Below are 26,275 nucleotides of genomic sequence, written 5' to 3'. Positions count from 1 at the left end.
GCCTAGCCCAGCATCGTGGCGGCCCAGGCACCCACACCGTTTTCGTTCCAGACGTCAATGCCCAGTTTCACAATGAGTACGGCAACGACCGCCAGCAACACGATCCGAATGAACTTGCTGCCTTGTTTCACGGCTGTCCGGGCGCCGAGGTAGCCGCCGGCCATGTTCGCGAGGCCGAGCACCAGGCCCACCCCCCACAGCAATGAGCCGTGCGGCAGGAAGAACATCAGGGCGCCGGCGTTGGTGGCCAGGTTCACGATTTTGGCCTTGGCGCTGGCTTCCAGGAATGCGTAGCCCATGAGGCTGACCAGCGCGATGACCAGGAAGGAGCCGGTGCCCGGACCAATCAGGCCATCGTAAAAGCCGATCACGGCGCCAATGCAGCCGGCCAGGACGTAGTGCCGCCGGCCCGAATGCCGCAGCGCCGTCAGCTCGCCCATGCCGGGCTTGAACGCGGTGAACAGCAGGACGGCCACGAGGGCCGCCACGATGATTGGCTTGAACACGGAGCCGGGCAGGCTCGCCGCCACCACGGCCCCGCCCACGCTGCCCAGCAGTGCCACGGCCGCCATCGGCAGCGCTGTGCGCAGGTCCGGTCTCACCCGCCGGTAGTACGTGACCGAGCTCGTGGCCGTGCCGAAGATGGAGCCCATCTTGTTGGTGGCCAATGCCTGCACGGGGGTAATGCCCGGAATCATCAGCATCACGGGCAGCTGGATCAGCCCTCCCCCACCCACGACGGCGTCAATCCAGCCCGCGGCAAAACCTGCCACCAGAATCAAGAGGATCGTGGCGGTGGTGATGTCCTCAAAGCCGGAAATCATGCGTTCCTCTCGGTTGTCATCGGGGCTGCCAGCCGGCGACGTCCGGTGGTCGAGCCTGTCTCATGCGCGGCTGTGGTTGGCTCGGGTGCAGGCCCGTGGTTGCGTCCGGCGCCGGACCGCTGTTTTTACGTCCGGCTATCCCCCGGGTGCTCCCACTGCTCGCAAGCTCGCAGCGGGTCCCTCGCGCCCGTGGGCCCAGCCCGACGGCCCCGGGCGGCCTTACGGTCTCCTTTACGCCGGACTTTCAAAACCAGCGGCTCCGACGCCTGGTACCACAGGGCCGCCCCGTGCCGCGCGCTGCGCGCGGCACGGGGCGGCGGTGACGGGAACAACGCAAGGCCGGCGGAGCCCGTGTTTCCGTAGGCCGCGTCAGGGAGGCCGAGGCCGCCCGCGGCCGATTGGCCGGAAAGCGGCCGAGGGAATACGGGTCCGCAGGCCGGACGCGACCACGCCCGACCCGGGTCCGCAAGCCGGACGCAACCACGCCCAGGCAGGGTATGGACGCGTCCGCAGCCCGGAATCGCTACTGCTTGTCGAGGATGAACTTGACGGCATCCTCGACGGCGACGTTGTCGGCGTGGCCAGTGGCGCGGTCCTTGATTTCCACGACGCCGTCCACGAGTCCGCGGCCCACGGCCAGGATGACGGGGACGCCCAGGAGCTCGGCGTCGCCGAACTTCACACCGGGGGAAACCTTGGGCCGGTCGTCGTAAATGACGTCCAGGCCGGCTGACTCAAGGTCATCGGTGAGCTTGGCTGCGGCAGCGAAGATCTCCTCGCCGCGGCCGACGGCGACCACATGGACGTCGGCCGGAGCAACGTTCGCGGGCCAGACCAGGCCCCTGTCGTCGTGGTTGGACTCGGCCAGGGCCGCGACGGCGCGGGTGACGCCGATACCGTATGAGCCCATCGTGACCACCTTGAGCTTGCCGTTTTGGTCCAGGACCTTCAGGTCCAGGGCCTCGGCATACTTGCGGCCAAGGGCGAAGATGTGGCCCATCTCAATGCCCCGTGCCGCCACCAGGGGGCCGGAGCCGTCCGGAGCGGGATCGCCTTCACGCACCTCGACGGCCTCAATGGTGCCGTCCCAGCTGAAGTCGCGCCCCGCAACGAGGCCGAAGACATGCTTGCCGGGTTCGTTGGCACCGGTGATCCAGCTGGTGCCGGAAACAACCCGGGGGTCGACCAGGAACCGCAGCTTGGTGGATGCCTCGGCGCCCAACACGGCGGCGTCCAGGGACAGGCCCGGGCCGATGTAACCCTTGACGAGCCCGGGGTGCTTCGCCAGGTCGGCCTCACCAGCCGCCTCGACACCAACCTCGCCGCCCACGCTCAGGTGGGCGCCGATGTTGGCTTCAATGCGCTTGAGGTCCACGGCGCGGTCGCCGGGGACGCCAATAACCACAATCTGGCGTTCGCCGGTGGGCAGGTCGATGGCCAGCACGACGTTCTTCAGCGTGTCTGCGGCGCTCCACTCGGTGCCGGCGCGCGGCGCGAGTTCGTTGGCAGCTGCCACCAGGGTGTCGATGGTGGGCGTGTCAGGAGTATCCCGGACTACGGCTGCGGGCGCATTGGTGAAGTCAATGTCCTCGGGGACCACGGTGGTGACAGCTTCGACGTTGGCTGCGTACCCGCCGGCGGAACGCACAAAGGTGTCCTCGCCGATGGCCATCGGATGCAGGAATTCTTCGCTCTTGGACCCTCCCATGGCGCCGGCGGTGGCCGCCACGGGGATGACTTCCAAGCCCAGCCGCTCAAAGATACGCAGGTAGGCACCCCGGTGGGCCACGTAGCTGGCGTCCAGTCCGGCGTCGTCAATGTCGAAGGAGTAGGAGTCCTTCATGATGAACTCGCGGCCGCGGAGCAGGCCGGCACGCGGCCTGGCCTCGTCACGGTATTTGTTTTGGATCTGGTACAGGCTCAGGGGCAGGTCCTTGTAGGACGAATAGAGGTCCTTGACCAGGAGGGTGAACATTTCCTCATGGGTGGGAGCCAGGAGGTAGTCGGCGCCCTTGCGGTCCTGCAGGCGGAAAATGCCGTCACCGTATTCCAGCCACCGGTTGGTAACCTCATAAGGTTCCTTGGGCAGCAGTGCCGGGAAGTGGACTTCCTGGGCGCCGATCGCGTCCATTTCCTCGCGAATAATGGCTTCCACCTTGCGCAGGACGCGCAGGCCCAGCGGCAGCCAGGAGTAGATGCCCGGGGCGGCGCGGCGGATGTAGCCGGCGCGCAGGAGCAGCTTGTGGCTGTCCACTTCGGCATCGACGGGATCCTCGCGCAGGGTGCGAAGGAAGAGTGTGGAAAGGCGAAGAGCCACGCGAAATTTCCGTTTCTTGAGCAGTTGGGCACCCGTCACCGGTAGACGGACCAGTACCAATCTACCGGTTCAGGCAAAAGGGCGGCACACCCACCGCGGAGAATTGCCGCCGTGGGTGTGCCGCCGCTTCGAGAGTTTAGGGTCAGCCGGCCTTGCCTTCCAGCGCCACCAGGACACCGGCCACGGCGAAATACTTGTTGCTGCCGAGGTCGCGGATGGTCTTGACGCCCAACAGCTCCTTCAGCGCGGCAGCCTTGGCATCGATGATGCCTGGCAAGGCGGCGGGTGAGGCATCGAGGATCTCCTTCAGCGATTTGTCTTCGAATTCCTTGTCGAGTGCCTTTGCCAAATCAACGTAAAACAGCCATAGCGCGTGTCCTTTCGTTGGTGTCCAAGCTCCACCAGGTGGAGGCCGCGCCCTGACGGCGCCGCCTATGCCAAGCTATGCCACCGGCGCTGAAGCGTTCAAGGGCTTTTACTGGGAGTTTGCCCATAACCTTGTCCGCGCTTTTGTCCCGCGCTGCCTGCCACGGCGGTAGACAATGGCCCGCCGGCAGCATAGTTTTAATTCATCACGCGATGAATTACTTAGCCTTGGAGGGTCAATGTCGCACCGGGCAGCACTGCCAAACCCCGCAACCGCACTCCACCCGCCGGTCCCGGCCGACCCTGCCGCCGGCACCGGCCCGGGCAGCGTCACCGTGAAGAACCTGCTGGTGCACCGCGGCAAGGCGGATGTCCTGCAGGATCTCAGCTTCACCATTCCCGCCGGCCGCATTACGGGACTGCTGGGACCCTCGGGCAGCGGCAAGACCACGCTGATCAGGGCACTCGTGGGCGTCCAGAGAATCACGTCCGGCACTGTCCGCGTGCTGGGACGTCCGGCTGGCGACCCATCCCTGCGGAACGACGTCGGCTACGTCACGCAGGCGCCCAGTGTCTACCGCGACCTGAGCGTCCTGGACAATGTCCGGTACTTCGGGGCCATGCACGGGCGGGGCCGGGCGGACGCGCTGGAGGCCGTGGCCGCCGTCGGGCTGGGAGACTTTCTCAAGCGCAAGGCAGCTGACCTCTCCGGCGGCCAATTCAACCGCGTGTCCCTGGCGTGCGCACTCGTTTCCAAGCCGCCGCTGCTGTTCCTGGACGAGCCCACCGTGGGCCTGGACCCCGTGCTGCGCGCGGACTTGTGGGCACAGTTTGCGGACATGGCGGCAGCCGGCACCACGCTTGTCATCTCCAGCCATGTCATGGAGGAGGCCGGCCACTGCGATTCACTGCTGTTGCTGCGCGACGCCCGGCTGCTGGCCCAGCTCACGCCCGCAGAATTACGGCGCCGTGGAGGCACGGACGATTTGGAACTGGCGTTCCTGCACCTGATCCGGGCGGATGAACAGGCGCAGGATGCCACCGTACAGGCATCGGGAGGGTCAAAGTGAACTGGCGGATGATGTGGGCGACGAATGTGCGGGTGCTCCAACAGCTCAAGGGCGATCCCCGCAGCATTGCGCTGATTCTGGTAGTGCCTTCGGTGCTGCTGGCCGTGGTGTATTGGCTCTACCAAAACGAGACGGTGCCGCCCGGCGCGCCGCGGACGTTCGACAGGGTGGGCCTGATGATGCTGGCCATCTTCCCGTTCGTCGTGATGTTCCTGGTCACTTCCATCACCATGCTGCGCGAGCGGACCTCCGGCACCCTGGAACGGCTGCTTACCACCCCGATCCACAAGGGCGACCTCCTGTTCGGCTACGCGCTGGCATTCTCGCTCATGGCCGCGCTCCAGTCCCTGGTGGCCACGGCCGTCGCCTACTGGGTGTTTGGCATGTCGATCCTGGGCAACGCCGGCTGGGTGGTTCTGGTGGCCGTGGTGAATTCCGTGCTCGGGGTGGCCCTGGGCCTGCTCTGCTCGGCATTTGCCACCACCGAATTCCAGGCCGTGCAGTTCATGCCCGTGGTGGTGATACCGCAAATCCTGCTGTGCGGGCTGTTTGTGGCGAGGGACCAGATGAATTCGGTCCTGGAGGCCATCTCGAATGTGCTGCCGCTGACGTATTCGGTGGCTGCGCTGCAGGAAATTGCCGGCCATGCCGACGCCACGTCCGCGATGGCCGCGGACCTGGTGGTGGTGGCGGCCTTCGTGGTGGCCGGGCTGCTTCTGGCGTCACTGACGTTGCGACGCCGGACGGCCTAGCCCCGTGCGCACCCCGCCCCAGCGCGGCCGCCGGCAGGGCCGCACCACCTCCCGCGAGCTGATCCTGGGCAGCGCCCGGAAACTGTTCGCCGAGCACGGCTATGCGGCCACCAGCCTGCGCGAGATTGCCCGGGAAGCCGGCGTGGACCCGGCCATGGTCCACCACTGGTTTACCGGCAAGGAGGAGTTGTTCAACGCCTGCGTGGAGCTGCCGGCCGATCCGGCGCAGGTGCTGGGCGGAGTCAGCGAAACAGCGGCTGAGGTGAGGGGCGAAGCGTTGCTGCGCGCCATCCTGGTGTTGTGGGATTCAGCCGCCCAGCCCGCATTGCTGGCGCTGCTGCGCAGCGCGGCCGGCTCCAGGGCCCAGGGCGCCCTGATCCGGCAGGTGCTTGTCAAGCGCGTCTTGGTCCGGGCCCTGGCAGGACTGCCGGGCAGCCAGACGGAATTGGACCGCCGCGGGGCACTGGTGGCCAGCCAGATGATCGGGCTGATGGTTTCGCGGTACCTGCTGCGGGTGGAACCGCTCGCCTCCGCCGGCCACGACGAATTGGTCGCCTTGATCGGCCCCACGCTGCAGCATTACCTGACGGGGCCGCTGCCCGGAATGCCGTGAACGTCACGGGCGGCCGCCATGGGCAGCTCTCCCCATCGCCCACAGCCGCCCCTGCCGCCTACGGTTAAGGTTCACGTCCACGGAAAACGCAGGAGTAACCATGACGCAAGGCCTGCAGGGCGCGGACCCGGAAGCGCTGCGCCAGTTTGCACGCGACATGGACCGTGCCGGCCAGCAGCTGCTGGCGCTGAAGCAGGAACTGGGCGCCCGCATCGCGAACAACATGCAATGGGAGGGCCCGGATGCTTTTGTGTTCCGCCACGCCTGGCAGTCATCCTATGCACCCGTGATCGGCAAGGCAGCCGCCATGCTCACGGACACCGCCCGGGCACTTAACGCCCAAGCCATGGGGCAGGAAACGGCCAGCCGCTAATTCCGGACTCCTCCCCAATCCGGCCCGCTGGCGAGCCAGCCGTCAGTTGAGCTGTGGTTGGCCACGGCAGATCCGTTTCGTCGGCAGTTGGCAACCAAAAGTACGGTCTAACACCCGATCCAACGTCCAACACCGGCTAACAGCAGCCCAAACGTCATCACACCTTGGAAGCGGCTGCGGTTCCACCGCCCATGTTCTGAACTTATTGAGGCACAGTCGCGAGATTTATTGACGCACAGCGAGGGTCTCATCGCACCAGGCCAGCCACGATTCCTCGAACACAATGCCCGCGCGCAACACCGCACGCTGCAGCTCCCCGGCCCGTTCCAGGGAAACCCCGGGCGGAAAGTCGCGCGCCTCAATGGTCCGGTACCGCTCCAGGGTGTCAGCGTGCAGCTCCCGGTGCCGGCGGATTTCCGCGCTCATGTCCACCGTTCCGAGCACGGCGGCCGCCCGCAGCCGCACCAGCAGGCTGTCCCGGATGGGCCGAGGATCTGCCTGCCGCAGGCTCCACCGCTCAAGCTCGGCGCGGCCCCGCGGCAGTACGTCAAAGTGCCGCTGGCTTCCCCGCGCCGTTGCCAGGCCGCGGGCGGCAATGAGCCGCTCACCTTCCAGCTTCCCCAGCTCCCGATAGATCTGCTGGTGCGTCGCCTGCCAAAAATGGCCCAGCGACTTGTCAAAACGGCGGGCCAGCTCCGCCCCGGTGCACGGCTTTTCCAGCAGCGAGGTCAGGATCGCGTGCGGCAGTGACATCGCCCGCCCGCTAAATCCGCGCCGCCAGCCGCGTGCCCTGGTCAATGGCCCGCTTGGCATCCAGTTCCACCGCCACGTCGGCTCCCCCGATGAGGTGCACAACGGCGCCGCCAGCTTCCAGCGCGGCCTGCAGTTCGCGCCGGGGGTCCTGGCCGGTGCACAGGATGATGGTGTCAACGGCGAGGACCGTGTCGGTGCCGTTGACGCGCAGGTGGAGTCCGGCGTCGTCAATCTTTTGGTATTCGACGCCCGGGACCATCTGGACACCCTTGGCGCGCAACTCGGTGCGGTGGACCCAGCCGGTGGTCTTGCCCAGCCCGGCGCCGATCTTGGTGGCCTTGCGCTGGAACAGGCCCACGCGGCGGTCCGGTCGTGGGGGCTGCGGCTCGGTGATGCCGCCGGGGCCGGTGTATTCGGGGTCGATCCCCCATTGCCTGTAGAACTTTTCCGGGACCAGCGTGGCGCTGGTCCCGTGCGCGGTGATGTACTCGGCCGTGTCGAAGCCTATCCCGCCGGCCCCGAGGATGGCCACGTTGGTGCCGACGGGCTTTTTGTCGCGCAGGACGTCCAGGTAGCTCAGCACGCTGGGATGGTCGACGCCGTCGATCTCGGGAATGCGCGGCAGGACGCCCGTGGAGAGGACCACCTCGTCAAAGCCGCCGGCCAGGAGGTCGTCCGCCGTGGCGGGAGTATTCAGCCGCAGGTCAATGCCGCGCAGCTGGATTTGGCGGTTGAAGTAGCGAATGGTCTCGTGGAATTCCTCCTTGCCGGGAATCTGCTTGGCGATGTTGAACTGGCCGCCGATCTCCCCCGCCGCCTCAAAGAGCGTCACCTGGTGGCCACGCTCCGCTGCGGTGACCGCGAATGCGAGCCCGGCCGGGCCGGCCCCCACCACGGCCAGCTGCTTCGGCGCGGTGGCGGGCTCGATCACGATTTCCGTCTCGTGGCAGGCGCGCGGGTTCACCAGGCAGGAGGACGTCTTGCCCACGAAGGTGTGGTCCAGGCAGGCCTGGTTGCAGGCGATGCAGCTGTTGATCTCGTCGCTGCGGCCCTCTGCGGCCTTGCGCATGAAAAACGGGTCGGCGAGGAAGGGACGGGCCATGGAGACCATGTCCGCGTGGCCGTCCGCCAGCAGGCCCTCCGCCACGTCGGGGGTGTTGATGCGGTTGGTGGTGACCAGCGGGATGCCCACCGAACCCATCACCTTTTTGGTCACCCAGGCAAAGCCTGCCCGGGGCACGGAAGTGACGATGGTGGGGATGCGGGCCTCGTGCCAGCCGATGCCGGTGTTGATAATGGTGGCACCGGCGGCTTCCACTGCCTGCGCCAGGGCAATGACTTCGGCCAGGGTGGAACCGTCTTCGACCAGGTCCAGCATGGAGAGCCGGTAGATGATGATGAAATTTTCGCCCACGCGTTCGCGCGTGCGGCGCACGATCTCCACGGGGAAGCGCATCCGGTTTTCATAGGCGCCGCCCCATTTGTCGGTGCGGTGGTTGGTGCGCCGGGCCACGAATTCGTTGATGAGGTAGCCCTCGGAGCCCATGATTTCCACGCCATCGTAGCCTGCATGCTGGGCGAGCTTGGCGGCGGCCGCGAAGTCCTCAACGGTCTGCTCCACCTCATCCCCCGTGAGCGGGCGCGGGGTGAGCGGACTGATGGGTGCCTGCACCGCACTGGGCGCCACCAGGTCCTTCTGCGATGCATAACGGCCAAAGTGGAGAAGCTGCAGGGCTATTTTGCCGCCTTCGGCGTGCACGGCGTCCGTGACGACCCTGTGCCGCTCGGCCTCCTCCGGTGTGCTGAGCTTGGCACCGCCCTTCATGGGGCGTCCGGCGTCGTTCGGTGAAATGCCGCCTGTGACCATCAGGGCCACGCCGCCACGCGCCCGCTCCGCGTAGAAGGCGGCCATCCGGTCAAAGCCTCCCGGAAGTTCTTCGAGCCCCACGTGCATGGAACCCATCAGCACCCGGTTGGGCAGCGTGGTGAAGCCCAGGTCCAGGGGCGTGAACAGGTGGGGGTAACTGGCACCAGACATTCATGCACTCCTTTGCGCAACAAGTTGCATAATCGTAGCGCAGAAACGCGGTGTTGGTTAGAACAGCACCGTGGCGAAGGTGCCCACCTGTTCAAAGCCGACCTTTTCATAGACGGCCCGTGCGCGGTGGTTGAAGTCGTTGACGTAAAGGCTGGTGACCGGAGCCAGGCGCTGCGCAAGAAGGACGACGGCGGCCATGTAGCCGGCGCTCAGCCCCAGGCCGCGGTAGCGGGGGTTCATCCACACGCCCTGGACCTGCGTGGCCCGGATGGTGACGGCACCAAGGTCGGCCTTGAAGATGACCTCCCCGTCGGGTTCGCAGTGGCTGAAGGAGTGGCCGTTGTTGATCAGCCATGCAACGCGGCGGCGGTAGTTTTCCTCCCCGCCCAAAAATGGTGAGTAACCCACCTCTTCTTCGAACATGGCTGCGGCAGCGGCCAGCACTTCGCTGAACCGGCTGCTGGAGCTGGACTCCAGCGCCGGGTTGGGGTCCAGCCCCGGCGGTCCGTCGATGACCAGCAGCGGCTGGTTTGCGCGGACCTCCTGGGCACTGATGCCGGCCAGGGAAAGTTCACCCATGATGCCCAAAACGGCGTCCGCCGGGCCGAAGATGGAGGCGTGCGGCTGCCAGTGCGTGGCAATCCAGCGGCCGAAATAGGCCGCCTGTCCGGGCTCAATGCCAATGGGGACCACATTGGAACCCACCCAGCATGCCGAAGCCAGCGGACCGCCGTCGTGCTCGAAAAGGCCGAGAATCACCGCACCGTGCTGTGCGGGCACGGCGCTGCCGCCCGTGGTGAGCAACGCATCGATGAAAACGTTGGCCACGGGGTCGCGCGCCACCAGGGTCCGGAGCGCGGCGGTGTCCCCATGGGCCAGGACACGCACCGGGCCCTGCTCGGCGCCTTTACGAGACGCTAACCACGGGGCCACCCGGGAGCGGATTGTCGGCATCGGACTCCATCTCTTCGGCGATTCTCATGGCTTCTTCAATCAGGGTCTCAACAATTTGGTCCTCGGGGACGGTCTTGATGACCTTGCCACGCACGAAGATCTGGCCCTTGCCGTTGCCGGAGGCCACGCCAAGGTCCGCCTCGCGGGCCTCGCCGGGTCCGTTCACCACGCAGCCCATGACGGCAACGCGCAGCGGCACTTCCATGCCTTCGAGCCCGGCGGTGACTTCCTCGGCCAGCTTGTACACGTCCACCTGGGCGCGTCCGCAGGACGGGCAGGAGACGATTTCCAGCTTCCGCGGGCGCAGGTTCAGCGACTGCAGGATCTGGTTGCCCACCTTGATCTCCTCCACCGGCGGGGCCGACAGTGAGACGCGGATGGTGTCGCCGATGCCCTTGGCAAGCAATGCCCCGAAGGCAACGGCGGACTTGATGGTGCCCTGGAAGGCGGGGCCGGCCTCGGTGACGCCCAGGTGCAGCGGCCAGTCGCCCTGCTCCGCGAGCATCTCGTATGCGGCGACCATGACGACCGGGTCGTTGTGCTTGACGGAAATCTTGAAGTCGTGGAAGCCGTGCTCCTCAAACAGGGACGCCTCCCACACTGCGGACTCCACCAGGGCCTCCGGGGTGGCCTTGCCGTACTTCTTCATGATGGAGGGCTCCAGCGAGCCGGCGTTGACGCCGATGCGGATTGAGGTGCCATGGTCCTTGGCGGCCTGGGCGATTTCCTTGACCTGGTCGTCAAACTTGCGGATGTTGCCGGGGTTCACCCTTACGGCCGCACAGCCGGCCTCGATGGCGGCAAAGACATATTTGGGCTGGAAGTGGATGTCCGCAATGACCGGGATCTGCGACTTTTTGGCAATGATGGGCAGGGCGTCGGCATCATCCTGCGAGGGACAGGCGACGCGCACAATGTCACAGCCGGATGCCGTCAGCTCGGCAATCTGCTGCAGCGTGGCGTTGATGTCCGTGGTCTTCGTAGTGGTCATGGACTGCACGCTGACGGGAAAGTCCGAGCCGACCCCGACGGAGCCGACCTTGATCTGCCGGGTTTTGCGCCGGGGGGCGAGGACGGGCGGTGGCAGTGGCGGCATTCCGAGGCTGACCGAGGTCAAAATATGCTCCTTGAAGTTATTTCAGGCGGTGCGTCCGCGGCGCCTACCTTGCAGCGCCGCGAAAAGGTTCACGCATCATCTGTTCTAAAGTGTAGGCGCGTTGGGCGCCATGCGTGGGCGGTGGCGGCTACGGCAGGTATTTGCTCAACTGGCCAATGACCGGCTTCCATTCGGAGACCTTCAGTCCCGTGACGCCGCCGCCTGCGCTCATCGGGTCCTGCTTGAGGATTTCGTGGACGGCTGCCTCGTCGGCGGCGTTTAAAATCAGGAGCGCCCCGGCGCCGTCTGCATAGGGTCCCGAGGCCAGCACCACTTCCGCCTCGGCCTGCGCCGCCAGCCATTCGCGGTGTTGGGGCCGGTGCTCCACACGGGCTTCCTCGGCTTCGGGACCATAAACATATTCAACAGCAAAGATCGTCATGCTTTCACCCTATAGCAGGAGGACTTTAGCCACTGTCGCCGCGGCGGCAGCCCACAGCAGTGACGTCATGGTTCCGATAATGAACCTTTCGCTGGCCGCCGGCGCCTGCTTTAGTTCCGGATACCGGCCCAGGCCCTTGATGGCGACCACGTAGGCGATGGCCACCGGCTGGCCCGTCAGGACGGCCAGTACGACGGCGGCCCTCTCCAACACGCCGATCAACAGTCCCCCTCGCAGAACCCCCGCCGTAACATCTCCCACGGGAGCAGTGGGAGGATCGACGTCCGGGGCCTGAGGTGCCTCGGGTGCGGGCAGCGCGTCTGGTGGGGCCGGCGCCTCGGGTGCGGGACCGGCGTCGGACACGGGTGGTCCCACAGGTGCGGCCGGGGACTCAGGGGTTCCTCCAGCACCAATTTCGTGGGCGTCGGCCGCGCGCACGGAATGCGACTTTGCCAGCCGCAGGACGCCGGCCGTCAGCGGCCAGCCTCCCAGGCAGGCCACGGCGACTGTCAGTGCCATCCAGAGAAATGTCATCTGTCCTCCTGTTCGGTTCCCAGCGTAGCCAGCCGGGCAGACAAACGACGCCGGGGCATGCCGGACGTGCGCCCCGGCCCGCGAAACCCGCTATCGGTCAGCATGGCCCAGGAGCAGCTCGGCGGCAGCCCGCCCTCCGCGCTCCTCCTGCCAACCCGACCGCAGGATCGCCTTGCTGACCGCCTGCGGACTGATGCCAAGCGCCTTGGCAACGTCAACCTGACGGCGGGATTCGGCCCGGTCCAGGGCGTCCAGCACCCGCCATTCGGCCCCCGTGCGCCGGCGGACCAGGTCGCCCACAAGCACCAGGACGGCCCCGGCCGCCGCGGCGTGGCCGCGGCCCGGTTCCAGCCCGCCAGGCATTGCCCCCTTCGCCACAGCCGCCTGGACGGACAGGGGAACGCGCTCCCCTGCCTTTTTGGCCTTGTCCACGGCTTGTCGGGCCAGCACGAATGCGGCGCCGGCACCCTCCCGCGGGCTGGCGGGCAGTGGCAGGTCCACGCCGCCGATGCCGATGCCCACGTACCAGTGTCCTGCGCGGAGCGCCCTCATGGACACCTCCACGACAGACCGGGGATCATCGAGCACGCCTTGGATTTCGTCGCCGACGGATCGCTCAAACGGGCGAACCACGGGCACGTCCCGGAGTGTGGACAAAAGCTCCGGAACGAGGTCGGCGCCCTTGCGGCTGCCGCGCTGGTCAATCGTCATGACAAACATGAATGAATCATAATCGGTTGATTACTTATAATCAACTAATTTCAGATGACCAAACTGCCTCCGGAAGCCGACGCGTCGGCATGGCGACCCGACGCGCGGGGACGGCCTGGTGAGCAGGCCGATGGGGCTTTCACTGTGTCCCACACCATATTCGGGTATCGTGTGGTTAGACCACATATTTCACAGAAGCCCAATCCCGGAGGAAGCCTTGACGCAAACCATCGATCCCGGCAACACGAAATTCCCGGCCCCACGGCGGGCCGCGGCCGCACCGGCTCCCGCCAAAACGCCAGCCGCACTCAAGCGCCGCTTCCCCAAGTACGCCGACCTGGCACCCCTGATGCAGTTCAAGAAGCCGGAGTTCAGCAGGTCGGCCAGGCTTCGGAGCGCCAGCACCATCTGGGACCTTCGGGATATGGCCAAGCGCCGCACCCCGCAGGCGCCGTTTGACTACACGGATGGCGCCGCCGAAGCGGAAATCACCCTGCGCCGGGCCCGCCAGGCCTTCCTGGACATCGAGTTCCGCCCGGGCATCCTGCGTGACGTCTCGAGCATTGACTTGAGCACCAGCATTCTGGGCGCGAAATCGAAGCTGCCGGTGGGAATCGCACCCACGGGCTTTACCCGGATGATGCAGTCCGAGGGCGAATATGCCGGCTCCCAGGCAGCCCAGGCAGCAGGAATCCCCTACACGCTCTCCACCATGGGCACGGCGTCAATTGAAGATGTGGCCGAAGCTGCCCCGGACGGCCGCAACTGGTTCCAGCTATACCTGTGGACCGACAGGGAGCGTTCGCTGGAGCTGATAGAGCGTGCGGCGCTGGCCGGCAATGACACCTTGATGGTCACGGTGGACACCGCCGTTGCCGGGGCCAGGCTCCGCGACGTCCGCAACGGCATGACGATCCCGCCGGCGCTGACGATCAAGACGGTGCTGGACGCCTCCTACCGTCCGGCCTGGTGGTTTAATTTCCTCACCCACGAGCCGTTGATGTTTGCCTCGCTCTCGCGCTACTCCGGAACTGTTGCCGACCTCATCAACTCCATGTTTGATCCCACCCTGACGTTTGCGGACCTCGATTGGCTGCGCGAAACCTGGAAGGGGAAGCTGGTGGTCAAGGGCATCCAGACCGTCGAGGACGCACGCAAGGTGGTGGACCACGGGGCAGACGGCATCATTCTCTCCAACCACGGCGGCCGCCAGCTGGACCGGGCCCCCATCCCGTTCCACCTGCTGCCGGACGTCTCCGCCGCGCTCAAGGCGGACAACAGCGACGCAGCCGTCATCCTGGACACCGGCATCATGAGCGGAGCGGACATTGTCGCCGGGCTGGCCATGGGCGCAGACTTTACGTTGATCGGCCGGGCCTACCTTTACGGCCTCATGGCCGGCGGGCGGGCGGGCGTGGACCGCGCCTTGGAAATCCTCGAGACGGACATGCGCCGCACCATGGCACTGCTGGGCGTCAGCAAGGTCTCCGAGCTGACCCCGGACCACGTCCACATCCTCAAGGCATAACCTCCAACGTGTTGAACGCGTTGAGAGGGCCATTATCCCCGGGGCGCCCCTGGGACATCCGCCCTCTCAACGCTTTGCCTGGTGGCCATCTGCCCCTGAACGAAGAGCGCTAACCAAACAGGTTGACGGGCTTGACGATGTCCGCGTAGATCAGCAGTGCCCCCATGACCATCAGCAGCGATGCGGCCACATAGGTCACCGGCAACATTTTGGCGATGTCGAATGCCCCGGGATCCTTCTTCTTGAACAGCTTGGCAACGGTCCGGCGGGCACCTTCATACAGCGCGCCCAGGACGTGTCCGCCGTCGAGCGGCAGCAGCGGGATCAGGTTGAAGACGAACAAGGCCAGGTTCACGCCGGCCATCAGGCCGATCAGCGTGGCGATGCGGGAGCTCAGCGGCACCTGTTCCATGGAGGCGACCTCGCCAGCCACCCGGCCCACACCCACCACGGAGATGGGGCCGTTGGGATCACGGGGTTGCGAGCTGAACGCGGCCTGGGCCACGCCCACCAGCTTTTGCGGAAGGTGGAAGACCACGCCGCCGATCTGGGCGATGTTGTTACCCACGGCGGGCAGCACCGCAGCAGCTGATTCGGGCACCAGGGCGGAGGTGGGGCCCATGCCAATAAAACCGGCAGACACGGTTTCCGGCTTGCCGTCGGCGTCAACTTTGGCGTTGCCGTTGGCATCCACCACCGGCCGCGCGGTCAGGACCGGGGTGATGGCGGTGGTGATGGTCTCGCCGCCGCGCTGGTAGCTCATTTGCACGGACTTGCCGGCGGAGGCCCTGATCCACTCGGTCAGGGTGGTCCAGTTGGTAACGGCCCTGCCGTCAAAGGTCTTGATGACGTCGCCGGGCAGCAGCCCAGCAGCAGCGGCCGGCGTCTTGGTGCAGGTGGAATGGTCCGCGGGCTCGGGCTGCCCATACGCCACCTGGCAGGCGCTGACCTGTGAAAGCGTGGTGGTGGCCTGGGCCGAGCCAAACCCCATGAGCAGCACACCCGTGAGAACAATGCCGATCAGCAGGTTCATGGCGGGCCCGCCCAGCATGATGATGATCTTCTTCCAGACCGGCAGCCTATAGAACACGCGGTTGGAGTCCTCGGGCCGCACGTCCTCGTGGGCCAGGCTGCGGGCCTCGGTGGCCAGCGTCTGGAACATGCCGGTACTGGAGGGCCGGACGCTGCCGTCCACCGGGTTGGGCGGGTACATCCCGATCATGGCGACGTAGCCGCCGGCAGGGATGGCCTTGAAACCATATTCGGTTTCGCCCTTTTTCCGGGACCAGATGGTGGGACCGAAGCCGATCATGTACCGGCTCACGCGGACGTTGAAGAGCTTGGCGGGCAGCAGGTGGCCCACCTCGTGCAGCGCAATGGAAACCACCACGCCGATTGCGACGAATAGCACGCCGCTAATGAAAAGCAATACAGTCACAATGAACTTTCTAGCTACAAGTTTTCCGGCACATCACAAACCCTGCTGCGGCCAAGCCGTTCAGGCCTTGCCGGCCAACAGCTCGTTGCCGCGCCGCCGGGCCCACACTTCAGCTTCCAGCACCGACTCTAGCGTCAGCTCCGAATCCGGTGTGTGTTCCCTGAGAACTTCCGCAATGGTGTCCACAATGTCCAGGAAGCCGATGCGCCCCGCATGGAACGCGTGCACGGCCTCCTCGTTCGCCGCATTGTATACGGCCGGGCAGGTGCTCCCCCGCCGGGCGGCTTCCTTGGCAAGCTCGACGGCGGGAAACGCGGCGTTGTCCAGCGGTTCGAACGTCCAGGTGGCAGCCTTCGTCCAGTCGCACGCCTGCACCGCACCGGGGACGCGTTCGGGCCAGCCGAGCCCCAGGGCGATGGGCAGGCGCATGTCCGGCGGCGAGCACTGGGCCAGCGTTGAACCATCGGTGAACTGCACCATGGAATGGACCACGGACTGCGGGTGCACCACCGCCTCAATGCGGTCCAGCGGCACGTCGAAGAGCAGGTGCGCCTCGATGACTTCCAGGCCCTTGTTCACCAGGGTCGCGGAATTGGTGGTAACCATGGGGCCCATGTCCCAGGTCGGGTGTTTGAGCGCCTGGGCGGGGGTGACACCGCCCAGTTCGGCCCGGGTCCGTCCGCGGAACGGCCCGCCGGAAGCGGTGACAATCAACTTTTCCACCTCACCGGGCGAGCCTGCGCGCAGGGCCTGGGCAAGCGCGGAGTGCTCGGAATCGACCGGCACCAGCTGCCCGGGAGAGGCCGCGTCCTTGACCAGCTGGCCGCCCACAATCAGCGACTCCTTGTTGGCCAGGGCCAGGATGGCCGTGGTGCCCAGGACGGCCAGAGTCGGTGCCAGCCCGATGGACCCGGTGATGGCGTTAAGCACCACGTTGGCCGCATTCTCCGTCCCCGCCGCCCACGTGGCGATGGCGGTGGAGGCATCGGGGCCGGCCACGATCTCCGGCATGTATCCGGGGTCCCCTGCCGCAGCGGCACGGGAGGCGATCAGCGAACGGAGGTGCCCGGCGTCGTCCGCGGCAGTGCCCACGGCCCCGGCACGGGTCAGGACGGCCTGCTCCGCCAGCAGTTCAAGGTTGCCGCCCCCCGCACTAAGTGCGGTGACGGTGAACCGCCGCGTCCCGTCCGGCAGGGTGGCCCGTTCGACGACGTCCACGGCCTGGGTGCCGACGGAACCGGTGGAACCCAGGATGATCACTTTTCGCTGTTGCATGCTTCCAGTATTCCCCAAGCGCTCCCCATGCCCGCAAGCTCGCATCGGGTCCCTCGCTCTTGTGGGCCCATCCACCCGCTGTCGTACTTTTGATTCCCGCACGCCCCACCCAACGCCGTATCACCTTTGGTGCCGTTTTCTGAATCGCCGTATCACCTTTGGCACGGGATTGATGAACGCCGTAACACTGGTGTGACAATCGGACCGAACGCCCTCCCTTCAGACGGGAGGGCGTTCCGCATTTAGGCGCCAAAGGTGATACGGCGTCGCCCGAAAACCTACCAACGGTGATACAGCGTCGATCGGGTCAGGGGGCCGCGCGGCGCAGCGTTTCCAGTGCGTGCTTCAGGATGGGACCGTCCACCATTTGCCCCTTGTACGCAAAAACCCCCGTGCCTGCAGCGTCGGCGGCGGCCAACAGTTCGCGGGCGGCGGCAACGTCCGCCTTCGTGGGCCGGTAGGCGTCACGGATGACCTGCACCTGGCTGGGGTGGATGCAGGCCTTGGCAGCAAAGCCGCTGGCCACGGCGTCGTCCGCTTCGGCGGAGAGTCCGGCGAGGTCCGCGATGTCGGCATAAATGGAGTCGACGGCCACCTTTCCGGCGGCCCCGGCGGCGAGCAGCAGCTGCGAGCGTGCATGGCGCGCCACATCTCGGTAGGTGCCCGCCCGGGGGCTGCTGCTGTCAAAGCGGCTGGAGGTGCCGCCCAGGGAAGCCACCAGGTCCTCGGCACCCCACATCAGTGCGACGACGTTGGCCACCCTCGCCAGCGCGGGGGCAGCCAGAATGCCCGCCGCGGTTTCGCACAGGGCCACCACCCTGTAGCCGGCGAGCGCCGCAATCGCACCCGGATCCTCGGCCTTGGCGACCATGATGGTGCGGTACCCGGTCCGGGCCAGGGCCGCCAGGTCCAATTCGCTTTCCGGGGTACCCAGGGCGTTGATCCGCACCAGGGTGGTGGCCGTCTCCAGCGGGTTTTCCACGAGGTGCCCGCGGGCCCGGGCCTTGGCCTCCGGCGCCACGGCGTCCTCCAGGTCGAGGATGACGGCGTCGGAACGCTTCGCGGCCTTGGGGTACCTGTCGGGGCGGTCGGCCGGGGTAAACAGGAGCGTGGGACCCATGGCGAAGGTTTTGTTCGGGACGTTCATGGTGCGCTCCTTGGGTGCCGTATTCGTGGCGTCGGGTTCGTGGTGCCGGGACCTCATTTGGTTGGCGTGAGCCAGAACAGGGCGGTGCGGCTGGCCTTGCCCACCACGGTGCCGTCCTGGTTGCGGCCCGTGTGGACCATGGTGACAATGCCTTGGCCCGGCCGGGATGATGAGAGCCGCTTTTCCGTCACGACCGTCTCCGTGTAGAGCGTGTCCCCGTGGAACAGGGGGTGCGGGAAGGAGATGTCCGTCATTCCCAGCTGCGCCACGATGGTGCCCTGGGTCAGCTGCGCCACCGACTGCCCCACCATGGTGGACAGCGTGAACATGGAGTTCATGAGCCGTTGGCCAAACGGCTGCGTGGCGCTCCATGCGGCGTCGAGGTGCAGGGCCTGGGTGTTCATGGTCATGGTGGTGAACAGGACGTTGTCCGTCTCCGTCATGGTGCGCCCGGGCCGGTGTTGATACACGACGCCGGTCCCCAGCTCTTCGTAGTACAGTCCCCTCTGCGTGACCACCCGTTCCTCCGCGCTCATACAGTGTCCAAATCATGCATCTCAAGGTTCAGCGGTGCACCGGTGGCGGCGACTATTTCCGCCACTGTCACCCCCGGTGCCAGTTCCTTCAGGACGAGCCCGTCCGGCGTCACTTCAATGACTGCACGATCGGTCACGATCAGGTCCACGCAGCCCTTGCCCGTCAGCGGCAGCGTACAGCTTTCGAGGATTTTCGGGTTCCCCGCCTTGTCGGTGTGCTCCATCATGATGATCAGCTTCTTGGCGCCAAACACCAGATCCATCGCGCCACCCATGCCCTTGACCATTTTGCCCGGGATCATCCAGTTGGCGAGGTCGCCGTTTTGGGCCACCTGCATGGCACCGAGCACGGCCACATCCACATGGCCGCCGCGGACCATGCCGAAGGACAGCGCCGAATCAAAGAAAGCCGCCCCCTTGTTGACCGTGACGGTTTCCTTGCCGGCGTTGATCAAATCGGGATCGACGTCGGCATCCAGCGGGTACGGGCCGGTGCCGAGAATTCCGTTTTCCGAATGCAGCACCACCTCCACCCCCGCCGGGATGAAGTTCGGAATCAAGGTGGGCATACCGATGCCGAGGTTCACGTACTGCCCGTTGTGCAGTTCCCGCGCCACCCGGGCGGCAAGTTCGTTGCGTGTCAGTGCCATGGTCAGGCCTCCTTCGTTTCGACAGGCGCGACGACCGGGTCGGAGACGGTTCGCTTTTCGATGCGCTTTTCGCTGCCCGGGCTGCCGGCCGGGACGTGGACCACGCGCTGGACAAAGATGCCCGGCACGTGGACGTGCTCGGGGTCGAGCTCGCCGGGTTCCACCAGTTCCTCCACTTCGGCGATGGTGGTCTTCCCTGCCATGGCGCACAGTGGGTTGAAGTTCATGGCCGTGGCATGGAAGACCAGGTTGCCGTGGCGGTCCCCCTTCCAGGCATGAACCAACGCATAGTCGGGGGTGAGGGACTCCTCGAGCACAAAGTCGGCGCCGTTGAAGGTGCGCACCTCCTTGGGTTCGGAGGCAATCGCCACGCCGCCGGCGCCGTCGTACTTGCGGGGCAGTCCGCCCTCGCTGACCTGGGTTCCCACCCCGGCGGCTGTATAGAAGGCGGGGATGCCGGCGCCACCGGCGCGAAGCTTCTCCGCCAGGGTGCCCTGCGGGGTGAGTTCGACTTCGAGCTCCCCGGCCAGGAACTGGCGGGCAAACTCCTTGTTCTCCCCCACGTAGGAGGAGATGGTGCGGCGGATGCGGCCGTCAGTCAACAGGACGCCCAGGCCCCAGTCGTCCACGCCGCAGTTATTGGAGATGGTCTCCAATTCCGTGGTGCCGGCGTCGTGCAGGGCCTGGATCAGTGCCACCGGGATGCCGCACAGGCCGAAGCCGCCCACGGCCATGGACGCTCCGTTGTGGATGTCGTGGACGGCGGCGGCAGCGGAGGCAACCACTTTGTTAATCATCGCTAATACCTTTCACTGTGTTGGGGACTGGTCTCAACAGGCTCGACACCGTCAGTCACAGGCCGAGTTCGCGGGCTATGAGCATGAGCTGCACTTCCGTGGTGCCCTCCCCTATCTCCAGGATCTTCGAATCACGGTAGTGGCGGGCCACGGCGAACTCGTTGATGAACCCGTAGCCGCCAAAAACCTGGGTGGCGTCGCGGGCGTTGTCCATGGCCGCCTCGCTTGCGACCATCTTAGCGATGGCCGCCTCGGTCTTGAACGGCTTGCCGGCCAGCATGCGGGCGGCGGCGTCGTAGTAGGCCAGCCGGGCGGTGTGGGCGCGGGTCTGCATGCGGGCGATCTTGAATGAGATGCCCTGGTAGTGGCCAATGTTGTGGCCAAAGGCCGAGCGGTCCTTGGCGTAGCGGACGGCCTCGTCCACGCAGCCCTGCGCAGTTCCGGTGGCCAGGGCGGCGATGGCGATGCGGCCCTCGTCCAGGATGGACAGGAAATTCGCATAGCCCCGGCCCCGGACGCCGATCAGATTTTCCTCGGGCACGTGCACGTCCACGAGGGTCAGTGGGTGAGTGTCGGAGGCGTTCCAGCCCACCTTGTTGTACGCCTTCTCCACGGTGAACCCGGGCGTTCCGTTGGGCACCAGGATGGTGGAGATTTCCTTCTTGACGGAGCCGTTGGCACGTTCGGAGGTGCCCGTCACCGCCGTCATGGTCACAAACTTCGTGATGTCCGTGCCCGAGTTGGTGATGAACTGCTTGTGCCCGTCGAGGATCCATTCCCCACCCTCAAGCCGCGCCTTGGTGGTGGTGCCCCCGGCGTCGGAGCCGGCGTCGGGCTCGGTCAAGCCAAAGCCGGCAAGCGCCTCGCCCGCAGCCAGGGAGGGCAGCCACTCCTGCTTTTGGGCCTCGGTGCCAAAGCGGTGGACCGGCATGGCGCCCAGTGAGACGCCGGCCTCGAGCGTGATGGCCACTGACTGGTCCACTCGGCCCAGTTGTTCCAGGGCCAGCGCCAGCGCGAAGTAGTCCCCGCCCATGCCGCCGTATTCCTCCGGGAAGGGCAGCCCGAACAGGCCCATCTCCCCCATTTGCGCCACGACGTCATAGGGGAAGCTGTGTTCCTCGTCGTGCTTGGCGGACACGGGGGCCACCACGTTGTCGGCGAAGTCCCGGACGGTGTCGCTGAGGTCCTGGTATTCGTCGCTGAGGTCAAAATTAGGCATTGGGTTCTCCTTCGAAGGCTTGAATGGTGGCAACAATCTGGTCTGCCTTGACCAGGCTGCCAACGGTGACGCTGAGGTGGACGGTGCCGGCCACGCCGGCGGTGAGCTGGTGCTCCATCTTCATGGCCTCGACAGCCAGCAGCACGGTGCCGGCCTCCACTCGCGATCCGCTGTCCACGCTCACAGTGGTGACGGTGCCGGGCATGGGGCTGCGCACGTCCGGGTTGGCGGCAGCGTCCTCATGCTCGATCCCGGAAAGCATGCGGTGTGTGGCAGCGTCGCGGGTCAGCACGGGCACCTGGACGGTCCAGCCATCGCTGCCCAGGATGACGGCGCCCCCCTGAAACGCCACCCGGTACTGTCGGGACCCGCCGTCCCAGAGCAGCTCCAGCCCGCTGCCCTGCGCATCGACGAGCCGGGCGCTGTGTTCGCTGCTTTCGCCGGCCGCCATGACATGCACGACGCCGGCCCCTTCCGTGCCGCTGACCGTCACCACATCGGTGCGGCCGGGACCCGCAAAGGCAACCCGCCACGGGGCAGAATCGCCAAGCCGCCACCCGTCGGTGCGTGACCACGGACGGGGAGGCGGCGGAGACCCGACCACCGGATAGGCGGTGGAGCCAGCGTTTCCGTAGCTCACGTCAAGGAGGCTGTAAGGCCGCCCGCGGCCGTCGGCCGGGAAGCGACCGAGGGAACGCTGGTCCGCCGCCGAGGGAGCCTGGGTCTCGACGCGGGCTTCGACGAGCTCGACCGCGGAGCGCCACCACAGCGCCGCCGCGGCGTACTCGGCAGCCCCCAGCTGTCGGAACGCCATGTCGGGAAGCTTGCGCTCAATGAGGTTCGTGTCGAGCCGACCGGCCTGCACGTCGTCGTCGTTGATGAGCAGGCGCAGGTATTCCACGTTCGTGGACACACCCAACACCACATAGTCGCGCAGCGCCGCATCCAGCCGGGCCAGCGCCTCGGAACGGTCCGCACCCCAGGCAATGACCTTGGCCAGCATGGGGTCGTAGTTCGCTGAAATTTCCAGGCCCGGCAGGAGCGAGCCGTCCACCCGCACGCCGGTGCGCGCGGCCACGGATTCATCCAGCACGGACACGGTGCCGACCGAGGGCAGGAACCCCTGCGCCGGATTTTCCGAGTACACCCTGGCCTCTACCGCATGCCCTTCGAGCACGACGCCGGCCTGGGCCACCGTGAGCCTCTCCCCCGCCGCGATCCGCAGTTGCCAGGCGACCAGGTCAAGGGTTTCCCCGTTGGCCCGCACCACCATTTCGGTGACGGGGTGCTCCACCTGCAGCCGGGTGTTCATCTCCATGAAGAAGAATTCCTCGGGGTTGTCGTTGGAGACCAGGAACTCCACCGTGCCGGCGCCCGTGTAGTTCACGCTGGCGGCCGCGGCGCACGCGGCCGCTCCGATGCGGGCCCGCGTGGCGCCGCCGTCGTCCAGGGAATCCAGCAGCGGTGACGGGGCCTCCTCAATGACCTTTTGGTGGCGGCGCTGGAGGGAGCATTCGCGCTCGCCCAGATGGATCACATTGCCGTAATTGTCGCCGAGGATCTGCACCTCAATGTGGCGGGGGGTGGAAACGAGGCGTTCCAGGAACAGGGTGTCGTCGCCAAAGGAGCTGGCCGCCACGCGCCGGGCCGTGGCCAGCGTGGCCGGCAGTTCCTCCGGCCCCCACACGGCGTGCATGCCCTTGCCGCCGCCACCGGCGGACGGCTTGATCAGGAGGGGGTAGCCGATGCCTTCCGCAGCCGCCATCAGGTCCGCGTCCGTGAGCCCTGGCTCGGAGATGCCCGGAACCACGGGCACGCCGGCCGCTGACACATGGTTTTTGGAGCGGATCTTGTCCCCCATGACGTTCAGCGCCTCGATGTTGGGGCCGATGAACGTGATGCCTGCGTCCGCCAGCGCCCGGGCAAACGCCAGGTTTTCGGACAGGAAGCCATAGCCGGGGTGGACGGCTTGTGCGCCGGATTCCCGGCAGGCGGCCACGATGGCGGCAATGTTCAGGTAGCTTTCACTCGCGGCAGCCGGGCCGATGCACAGCGCTTCGTCGGCCTCGCGCACATGGCGGGCACCGGCGTCGGCCACGGAATAGACGGCTACGGACCGGATGCCCAGCGTCTTCAGGGTGCGGATGACGCGGCAGGCAATCTCGCCGCGGTTGGCGACCAGAACCGTGTCAAAAAGGGCGGGTTCAAGGGTTGGGGTCAAGGCTGGCTCACATTCTAAAGAGGCCGAAGGAGGTGTCCGGCAGCGGCGTCCGGGCACAGACGTCCAGGGCCAGGCCCAGCACGGTGCGGGTGTCCGCGGGGTCGATGACGCCGTCGTCCCAAAGCCGGGCCGTGGAGTAATACGGGCTGCCCTGGTCCTCGTACTGGGCCCTGATGGGGGCCTTGAAGGCCTCCTCGTCCTCGGCGGACCACTCCTCCCCAAGCCGTTCACGCTGGTCCCGCTTGACGGTGGCCAGGACGGAGGAGGCCTGGTTGCCCCCCATGACGGAAATGCGGGCGGCCGGCCACATCCACAGGAAGCGCGGCGAGTAGGCCCGCCCGCACATGGAGTAGTTGCCGGCGCCAAACGAGCCACCCACGATGACGGTCAGCTTGGGCACACGCGCCGTGGCGACAGCGGTGACCATCTTGGCGCCGTGCTTGGCAATGCCGCCCTGTTCGTAGTCCTTGCCCACCATGAAGCCGTTGAGGTTTTGCAGGAAGATCAGCGGAATGCCGCGCTGGTCGCACAGTTCAATAAAGTGCGCGCCCTTCATGGCCGACTCGCTGAACAGCACGCCGTTGTTCGCCACAATGCCCACCGGGTGGCCGTGCAGCCGGGCGAAGCCGGTGACCAGCGTGGTGCCGTAGTTCTTCTTGAATTCATGGAATTTGCTGCCGTCGACAAGGCGTGCGATCACTTCGCGGATGTCATAGGCAGTGTTGAGGTCAGTGGGGACGGCGCCGTACAGCTCGCCCGGATCCGCCTCCGGTGCCAGGACGGGATCCAGATCCCAGGCCGGGGACGGGTTTTCCGGCAGGGTGGCCACAATGTCGCGCACAATTTGCAGGGCGTGTTCGTCGTTTTCGGCCAGGTGGTCCACCACGCCTGAGATGCGGGCGTGGACGTCGCCGCCGCCCAGCTCCTCCGCCGTGACAATTTCCCCGATGGCCGCCTTCACCAGCGGCGGACCGCCCAAAAAGATGGTGCCCTGGTTGCGGACTATGACGGTCTCGTCGCTCATGGCCGGAACGTAGGCGCCGCCGGCCGTGCAGGATCCCATGACGGAGGCGATCTGCGGGATCTTCCGTGCAGACAGCTGGGCCTGGTTGAAGAAGATCCGGCCAAAGTGCTCCCTGTCCGGAAACACCTCGTCCTGTTTGGGCAAAAAGGCGCCGCCGGAATCCACCAGGTAGATGCACGGCAGCCGGTTTTCCAGCGCAATCTCCTGCGCCCGCAGGTGCTTCTTCACCGTCATCGGGTAATAGGTCCCGCCCTTGACGGTGGCGTCGTTGGACACCACCATGACGTGTCGGCCGTGGACCACGCCGATGCCGGCGATCACCCCGGCCCCCGGCGATGCGTCGTCGTACATCCCGTTGGCTGCCAGGGGCGCGATCTCCAAAAACGGGCTGCCGTCGTCAAGCAGGCGGTCAACACGGTCCCTCGGCAGCAGCTTCCCGCGCGCCACGTGGCGTTCGCGGGATTTCGCCGGACCGCCCAGCGCCGTGGTGCGCAGGCGTCCGCGCAGCTCGGCCACCAGTTCACGCTGCGCGGCGTCATTGCGCACGAACGCGTCCCCGCCCGGCTCCACGCGGCTTTGCAAAGTCTCCATTGACGAGTATTCCGTTCCCGGCCGCAGACACCGGACGGTGCCTTACATCGGCCGAATTCACATGCTAAGTTAATAGTCACTAACTGAGTTTCAGGTTAGCCCGTGAATTCTGTGATGTCCAGCACAAGGAAAAGCATGAGCGAGTCCCCAGCCACCACGCGCACCGAGGCCAAGGCCAACCGTCGCACCGTGCTGCTCGATTCCGCCGCCCTCCTGTTTGCCCAGCGCGGCTTCAACGGCGTGTCCATCGAGGACCTTGGCGCGGCCGCCGGCGTGAGCGGACCGGCCGTGTACCGGCACTTCAGCGGCAAGCAGGCCCTCCTGGGCGCGCTGCTGGTGGGCGTGAGCGAGGACCTGCTGGCCGGCGGGCGCGCCGTACTTGACGCCGGGGCCGACGACGCCACCTCCCTGCGTGAACTGCTCGCGTTCCAGGTCGACTTCGCCCTGGCTAAACCTGATGTGATCCGCGTCCAGGACCGGGACTTTGATTCGCTCAGCCCCGAGGACCGCCGCCAGGTGCGCGCCCTGCAGCGCGCTTACGTGGAGCTGTGGGTTGAGGTGCTGGGCCGGCTCTACCCGGAGCGGGATGCACCATTGCGGCGCCTGCAGGCCCACGCCGTGTTTGGCCTGATCAACTCCACCCCACACAGCGTGCGGCTGCACGGCCGGCGCGCCGATACGGCCACGGCCCGCCCGGTGCTGGAGACCATGGCCTGGAACGGGCTGGCCGGCACGCTGCCGTAGACGGGCCGCCATGACGGCGACCGGCCCATGGTGCCGATGCCATGCGCGGAAGGGTGTTGGTGCGGCCAGGCACGTGTAGGTTCTCAAGCTGGCTGTCGGTATTCTCAAATTCGGGTCACCAAGCCTTGGCCTGGTGTGGACGTCAACAAGACCAAGACTCCCGAGCCAGTCGATGATCCGTGCGTCCCGCAAAGGGAACCTCTTATGGGACTCAAAGGCGGCGTGACCCCGAACTACCGGGTCACGCCGCTTGGAACGCTGA

At 66.4% G+C, this 26,275-nt stretch carries 25 protein-coding genes; 6 read left to right on the top strand and 19 right to left on the bottom strand.

Going from position 1 to position 26,275, the window contains the following annotated elements; translation table 11 throughout:
* Positions 1-2: 2 nt before the first annotated feature.
* The 3 genes from CVV68_RS15890 to CVV68_RS15880 form a co-directional block, all read right to left on the bottom strand.
* Positions 3-824: a sulfite exporter TauE/SafE family protein gene (locus CVV68_RS15890; RefSeq protein ID WP_110501973.1), complete on the bottom strand. Its 822-nt coding sequence runs from the start codon at positions 822-824 to the stop codon at positions 3-5.
* 523 nt (positions 825-1,347) lie between these two features.
* Positions 1,348-3,141 carry a proline--tRNA ligase gene (locus CVV68_RS15885; protein ID WP_110502006.1) on the bottom strand — a complete coding sequence of 598 codons (1,794 nt, stop codon included), beginning with the start codon at positions 3,139-3,141 and terminating at the stop codon, positions 1,348-1,350.
* A gap of 142 nt (positions 3,142-3,283) precedes the next feature.
* Entirely contained in the window at positions 3,284-3,490 is a 207-nt protein-coding gene (locus CVV68_RS15880) for a hypothetical protein (RefSeq protein ID WP_245933580.1), read from the bottom strand.
* A gap of 256 nt (positions 3,491-3,746) precedes the next feature.
* Here CVV68_RS15880 and CVV68_RS15875 point away from each other — a divergent pair, with 256 nt between their 5' ends.
* From CVV68_RS15875 to CVV68_RS15860, 4 genes are all read left to right on the top strand, one after another.
* The gene (locus CVV68_RS15875; protein WP_110501971.1) at positions 3,747-4,577 is read left to right on the top strand and encodes an ABC transporter ATP-binding protein; all 831 of its coding nucleotides are present in this window, start codon (positions 3,747-3,749) and stop codon (positions 4,575-4,577) included.
* An 8-nt stretch (positions 4,578-4,585) separates the two neighbouring features.
* Positions 4,586-5,329, top strand: a complete 744-nt coding sequence (locus CVV68_RS15870; RefSeq protein ID WP_110502005.1) for an ABC transporter permease — start codon at positions 4,586-4,588, stop codon at positions 5,327-5,329.
* Between the two features lie 4 nt (positions 5,330-5,333).
* Entirely contained in the window at positions 5,334-5,942 is a 609-nt protein-coding gene (locus tag CVV68_RS15865; protein ID WP_110501970.1) for a TetR/AcrR family transcriptional regulator, read from the top strand.
* Between the two features lie 100 nt (positions 5,943-6,042).
* The gene (locus CVV68_RS15860; RefSeq protein WP_110501969.1) at positions 6,043-6,315 is read left to right on the top strand and encodes a hypothetical protein; all 273 of its coding nucleotides are present in this window, start codon (positions 6,043-6,045) and stop codon (positions 6,313-6,315) included.
* Positions 6,316-6,540: 225 nt separating this feature from the next.
* On the opposite strand, the gene CVV68_RS15855 is transcribed toward CVV68_RS15860, so the two are convergent.
* From CVV68_RS15855 to CVV68_RS15820, 7 genes are all read right to left on the bottom strand, one after another.
* Positions 6,541-7,068 (bottom strand): PadR family transcriptional regulator, encoded by a 528-nt coding sequence (locus CVV68_RS15855; RefSeq protein ID WP_110501968.1) that lies wholly within the window; start codon positions 7,066-7,068, stop codon positions 6,541-6,543.
* Positions 7,069-7,078: 10 nt separating this feature from the next.
* Positions 7,079-9,106 carry an oxidoreductase gene (locus tag CVV68_RS15850; RefSeq protein ID WP_110501967.1) on the bottom strand — a complete coding sequence of 676 codons (2,028 nt, stop codon included), beginning with the start codon at positions 9,104-9,106 and terminating at the stop codon, positions 7,079-7,081.
* 57 nt (positions 9,107-9,163) lie between these two features.
* The gene (locus tag CVV68_RS15845) at positions 9,164-10,060 is read right to left on the bottom strand and encodes a GNAT family N-acetyltransferase (protein ID WP_211320871.1); all 897 of its coding nucleotides are present in this window, start codon (positions 10,058-10,060) and stop codon (positions 9,164-9,166) included.
* Positions 10,014-11,177, bottom strand: a complete 1,164-nt coding sequence (gene ispG, locus CVV68_RS15840) for a flavodoxin-dependent (E)-4-hydroxy-3-methylbut-2-enyl-diphosphate synthase (protein ID WP_110501966.1) — start codon at positions 11,175-11,177, stop codon at positions 10,014-10,016. The genes CVV68_RS15845 and ispG overlap by 47 nt, the downstream gene beginning before the upstream one ends.
* A 127-nt stretch (positions 11,178-11,304) precedes the next feature.
* A complete protein-coding gene (locus tag CVV68_RS15835) occupies positions 11,305-11,598 on the bottom strand; it encodes a YciI family protein (protein WP_110501965.1) in 294 nt (97 codons plus the stop codon).
* Positions 11,599-11,607: 9 nt separating this feature from the next.
* Entirely contained in the window at positions 11,608-12,132 is a 525-nt protein-coding gene (locus tag CVV68_RS23560) for a hypothetical protein (protein WP_170133198.1), read from the bottom strand.
* A gap of 90 nt (positions 12,133-12,222) precedes the next feature.
* Entirely contained in the window at positions 12,223-12,852 is a 630-nt protein-coding gene (locus tag CVV68_RS15820) for a MarR family transcriptional regulator (RefSeq protein WP_110501963.1), read from the bottom strand.
* Between the two features lie 208 nt (positions 12,853-13,060).
* Between CVV68_RS15820 and CVV68_RS15815 the strand changes: the two genes are divergently transcribed.
* Positions 13,061-14,371, top strand: coding sequence for an alpha-hydroxy acid oxidase (locus CVV68_RS15815; protein ID WP_110501962.1), 1,311 nt, complete (start codon positions 13,061-13,063; stop codon positions 14,369-14,371).
* 109 nt (positions 14,372-14,480) lie between these two features.
* On the opposite strand, the gene CVV68_RS15810 is transcribed toward CVV68_RS15815, so the two are convergent.
* From CVV68_RS15810 to CVV68_RS15770, 9 genes are all read right to left on the bottom strand, one after another.
* A complete protein-coding gene (locus tag CVV68_RS15810; protein ID WP_110501961.1) occupies positions 14,481-15,812 on the bottom strand; it encodes a M50 family metallopeptidase in 1,332 nt (443 codons plus the stop codon).
* Positions 15,813-15,869: 57 nt separating this feature from the next.
* Positions 15,870-17,084: a 1-deoxy-D-xylulose-5-phosphate reductoisomerase gene (dxr, locus tag CVV68_RS15805; RefSeq protein WP_110501960.1), complete on the bottom strand. Its 1,215-nt coding sequence runs from the start codon at positions 17,082-17,084 to the stop codon at positions 15,870-15,872.
* A gap of 307 nt (positions 17,085-17,391) precedes the next feature.
* Positions 17,392-18,231 (bottom strand): HpcH/HpaI aldolase/citrate lyase family protein, encoded by an 840-nt coding sequence (locus tag CVV68_RS15800; RefSeq protein WP_110501959.1) that lies wholly within the window; start codon positions 18,229-18,231, stop codon positions 17,392-17,394.
* A 53-nt stretch (positions 18,232-18,284) separates the two neighbouring features.
* Positions 18,285-18,767 carry a MaoC family dehydratase gene (locus CVV68_RS15795; RefSeq protein WP_110501958.1) on the bottom strand — a complete coding sequence of 161 codons (483 nt, stop codon included), beginning with the start codon at positions 18,765-18,767 and terminating at the stop codon, positions 18,285-18,287.
* Positions 18,764-19,417 carry a CoA transferase subunit B gene (locus CVV68_RS15790; protein ID WP_110501957.1) on the bottom strand — a complete coding sequence of 218 codons (654 nt, stop codon included), beginning with the start codon at positions 19,415-19,417 and terminating at the stop codon, positions 18,764-18,766. The genes CVV68_RS15795 and CVV68_RS15790 overlap by 4 nt, the downstream gene beginning before the upstream one ends.
* Before the next feature lie 2 nt (positions 19,418-19,419).
* Positions 19,420-20,214 (bottom strand): CoA transferase subunit A, encoded by a 795-nt coding sequence (locus CVV68_RS15785; protein ID WP_110501956.1) that lies wholly within the window; start codon positions 20,212-20,214, stop codon positions 19,420-19,422.
* Positions 20,215-20,269: 55 nt separating this feature from the next.
* Positions 20,270-21,433: an acyl-CoA dehydrogenase family protein gene (locus CVV68_RS15780; protein WP_110501955.1), complete on the bottom strand. Its 1,164-nt coding sequence runs from the start codon at positions 21,431-21,433 to the stop codon at positions 20,270-20,272.
* A complete protein-coding gene (locus CVV68_RS15775) occupies positions 21,426-23,654 on the bottom strand; it encodes an acetyl/propionyl/methylcrotonyl-CoA carboxylase subunit alpha (RefSeq protein ID WP_110501954.1) in 2,229 nt (742 codons plus the stop codon). Before CVV68_RS15775 ends, CVV68_RS15780 begins: the two co-directional genes overlap by 8 nt.
* Before the next feature lie 7 nt (positions 23,655-23,661).
* Complete coding sequence (locus CVV68_RS15770) at positions 23,662-25,269, bottom strand: carboxyl transferase domain-containing protein (RefSeq protein WP_110501953.1); 1,608 nt, start codon at positions 25,267-25,269, stop codon at positions 23,662-23,664.
* 135 nt (positions 25,270-25,404) lie between these two features.
* On the opposite strand from CVV68_RS15770, the gene CVV68_RS15765 reads away from it, so the two are divergent.
* Positions 25,405-26,013, top strand: a complete 609-nt coding sequence (locus CVV68_RS15765) for an SACE_7040 family transcriptional regulator (protein WP_211320870.1) — start codon at positions 25,405-25,407, stop codon at positions 26,011-26,013.
* The last annotated feature ends 262 nt before the right edge of the window (positions 26,014-26,275 follow it).

The organism is Arthrobacter livingstonensis, from assembly GCF_003219815.1.
Classification (GTDB): Bacteria; Actinomycetota; Actinomycetes; order Actinomycetales; family Micrococcaceae; genus Specibacter; species Specibacter livingstonensis.
The sequence above is the reverse complement of the archived record's forward strand: the minus strand, read 5'-3'. Positions and strand labels throughout refer to the sequence as shown.

Excerpts from the sequence above, each read along its gene's own strand:
- CVV68_RS15860 (WP_110501969.1), top strand. The coding sequence starts at position 6,043 with ATGACGCAAGGCCTGCAGGGCGCGGACCCGGAAGCGCTGCGCCAGTTT.
- CVV68_RS15820 (WP_110501963.1), bottom strand. The coding sequence starts at position 12,852 with ATGTTTGTCATGACGATTGACCAGCGCGGCAGCCGCAAGGGCGCCGAC.
- CVV68_RS15765 (WP_211320870.1), top strand. The coding sequence starts at position 25,405 with ATGAGCGAGTCCCCAGCCACCACGCGCACCGAGGCCAAGGCCAACCGT.
- CVV68_RS15845 (WP_211320871.1), bottom strand. The coding sequence starts at position 10,060 with ATGCCGACAATCCGCTCCCGGGTGGCCCCGTGGTTAGCGTCTCGTAAA.
- CVV68_RS15855 (WP_110501968.1), bottom strand. The coding sequence starts at position 7,068 with ATGTCACTGCCGCACGCGATCCTGACCTCGCTGCTGGAAAAGCCGTGC.
- CVV68_RS15780 (WP_110501955.1), bottom strand. The coding sequence starts at position 21,433 with ATGCCTAATTTTGACCTCAGCGACGAATACCAGGACCTCAGCGACACC.
- CVV68_RS15785 (WP_110501956.1), bottom strand. The coding sequence starts at position 20,214 with ATGATTAACAAAGTGGTTGCCTCCGCTGCCGCCGCCGTCCACGACATC.
- CVV68_RS15890 (WP_110501973.1), bottom strand. The coding sequence starts at position 824 with ATGATTTCCGGCTTTGAGGACATCACCACCGCCACGATCCTCTTGATT.
- CVV68_RS15875 (WP_110501971.1), top strand. The coding sequence starts at position 3,747 with ATGTCGCACCGGGCAGCACTGCCAAACCCCGCAACCGCACTCCACCCG.
- CVV68_RS15800 (WP_110501959.1), bottom strand. The coding sequence starts at position 18,231 with ATGAACGTCCCGAACAAAACCTTCGCCATGGGTCCCACGCTCCTGTTT.
- CVV68_RS15770 (WP_110501953.1), bottom strand. The coding sequence starts at position 25,269 with ATGGAGACTTTGCAAAGCCGCGTGGAGCCGGGCGGGGACGCGTTCGTG.
- CVV68_RS15835 (WP_110501965.1), bottom strand. The coding sequence starts at position 11,598 with ATGACGATCTTTGCTGTTGAATATGTTTATGGTCCCGAAGCCGAGGAA.
- CVV68_RS15790 (WP_110501957.1), bottom strand. The coding sequence starts at position 19,417 with ATGGCACTGACACGCAACGAACTTGCCGCCCGGGTGGCGCGGGAACTG.
- CVV68_RS15795 (WP_110501958.1), bottom strand. The coding sequence starts at position 18,767 with ATGAGCGCGGAGGAACGGGTGGTCACGCAGAGGGGACTGTACTACGAA.
- CVV68_RS15870 (WP_110502005.1), top strand. The coding sequence starts at position 4,586 with ATGATGTGGGCGACGAATGTGCGGGTGCTCCAACAGCTCAAGGGCGAT.
- dxr (WP_110501960.1), bottom strand. The coding sequence starts at position 17,084 with ATGCAACAGCGAAAAGTGATCATCCTGGGTTCCACCGGTTCCGTCGGC.
- CVV68_RS23560 (WP_170133198.1), bottom strand. The coding sequence starts at position 12,132 with ATGACATTTCTCTGGATGGCACTGACAGTCGCCGTGGCCTGCCTGGGA.
- CVV68_RS15850 (WP_110501967.1), bottom strand. The coding sequence starts at position 9,106 with ATGTCTGGTGCCAGTTACCCCCACCTGTTCACGCCCCTGGACCTGGGC.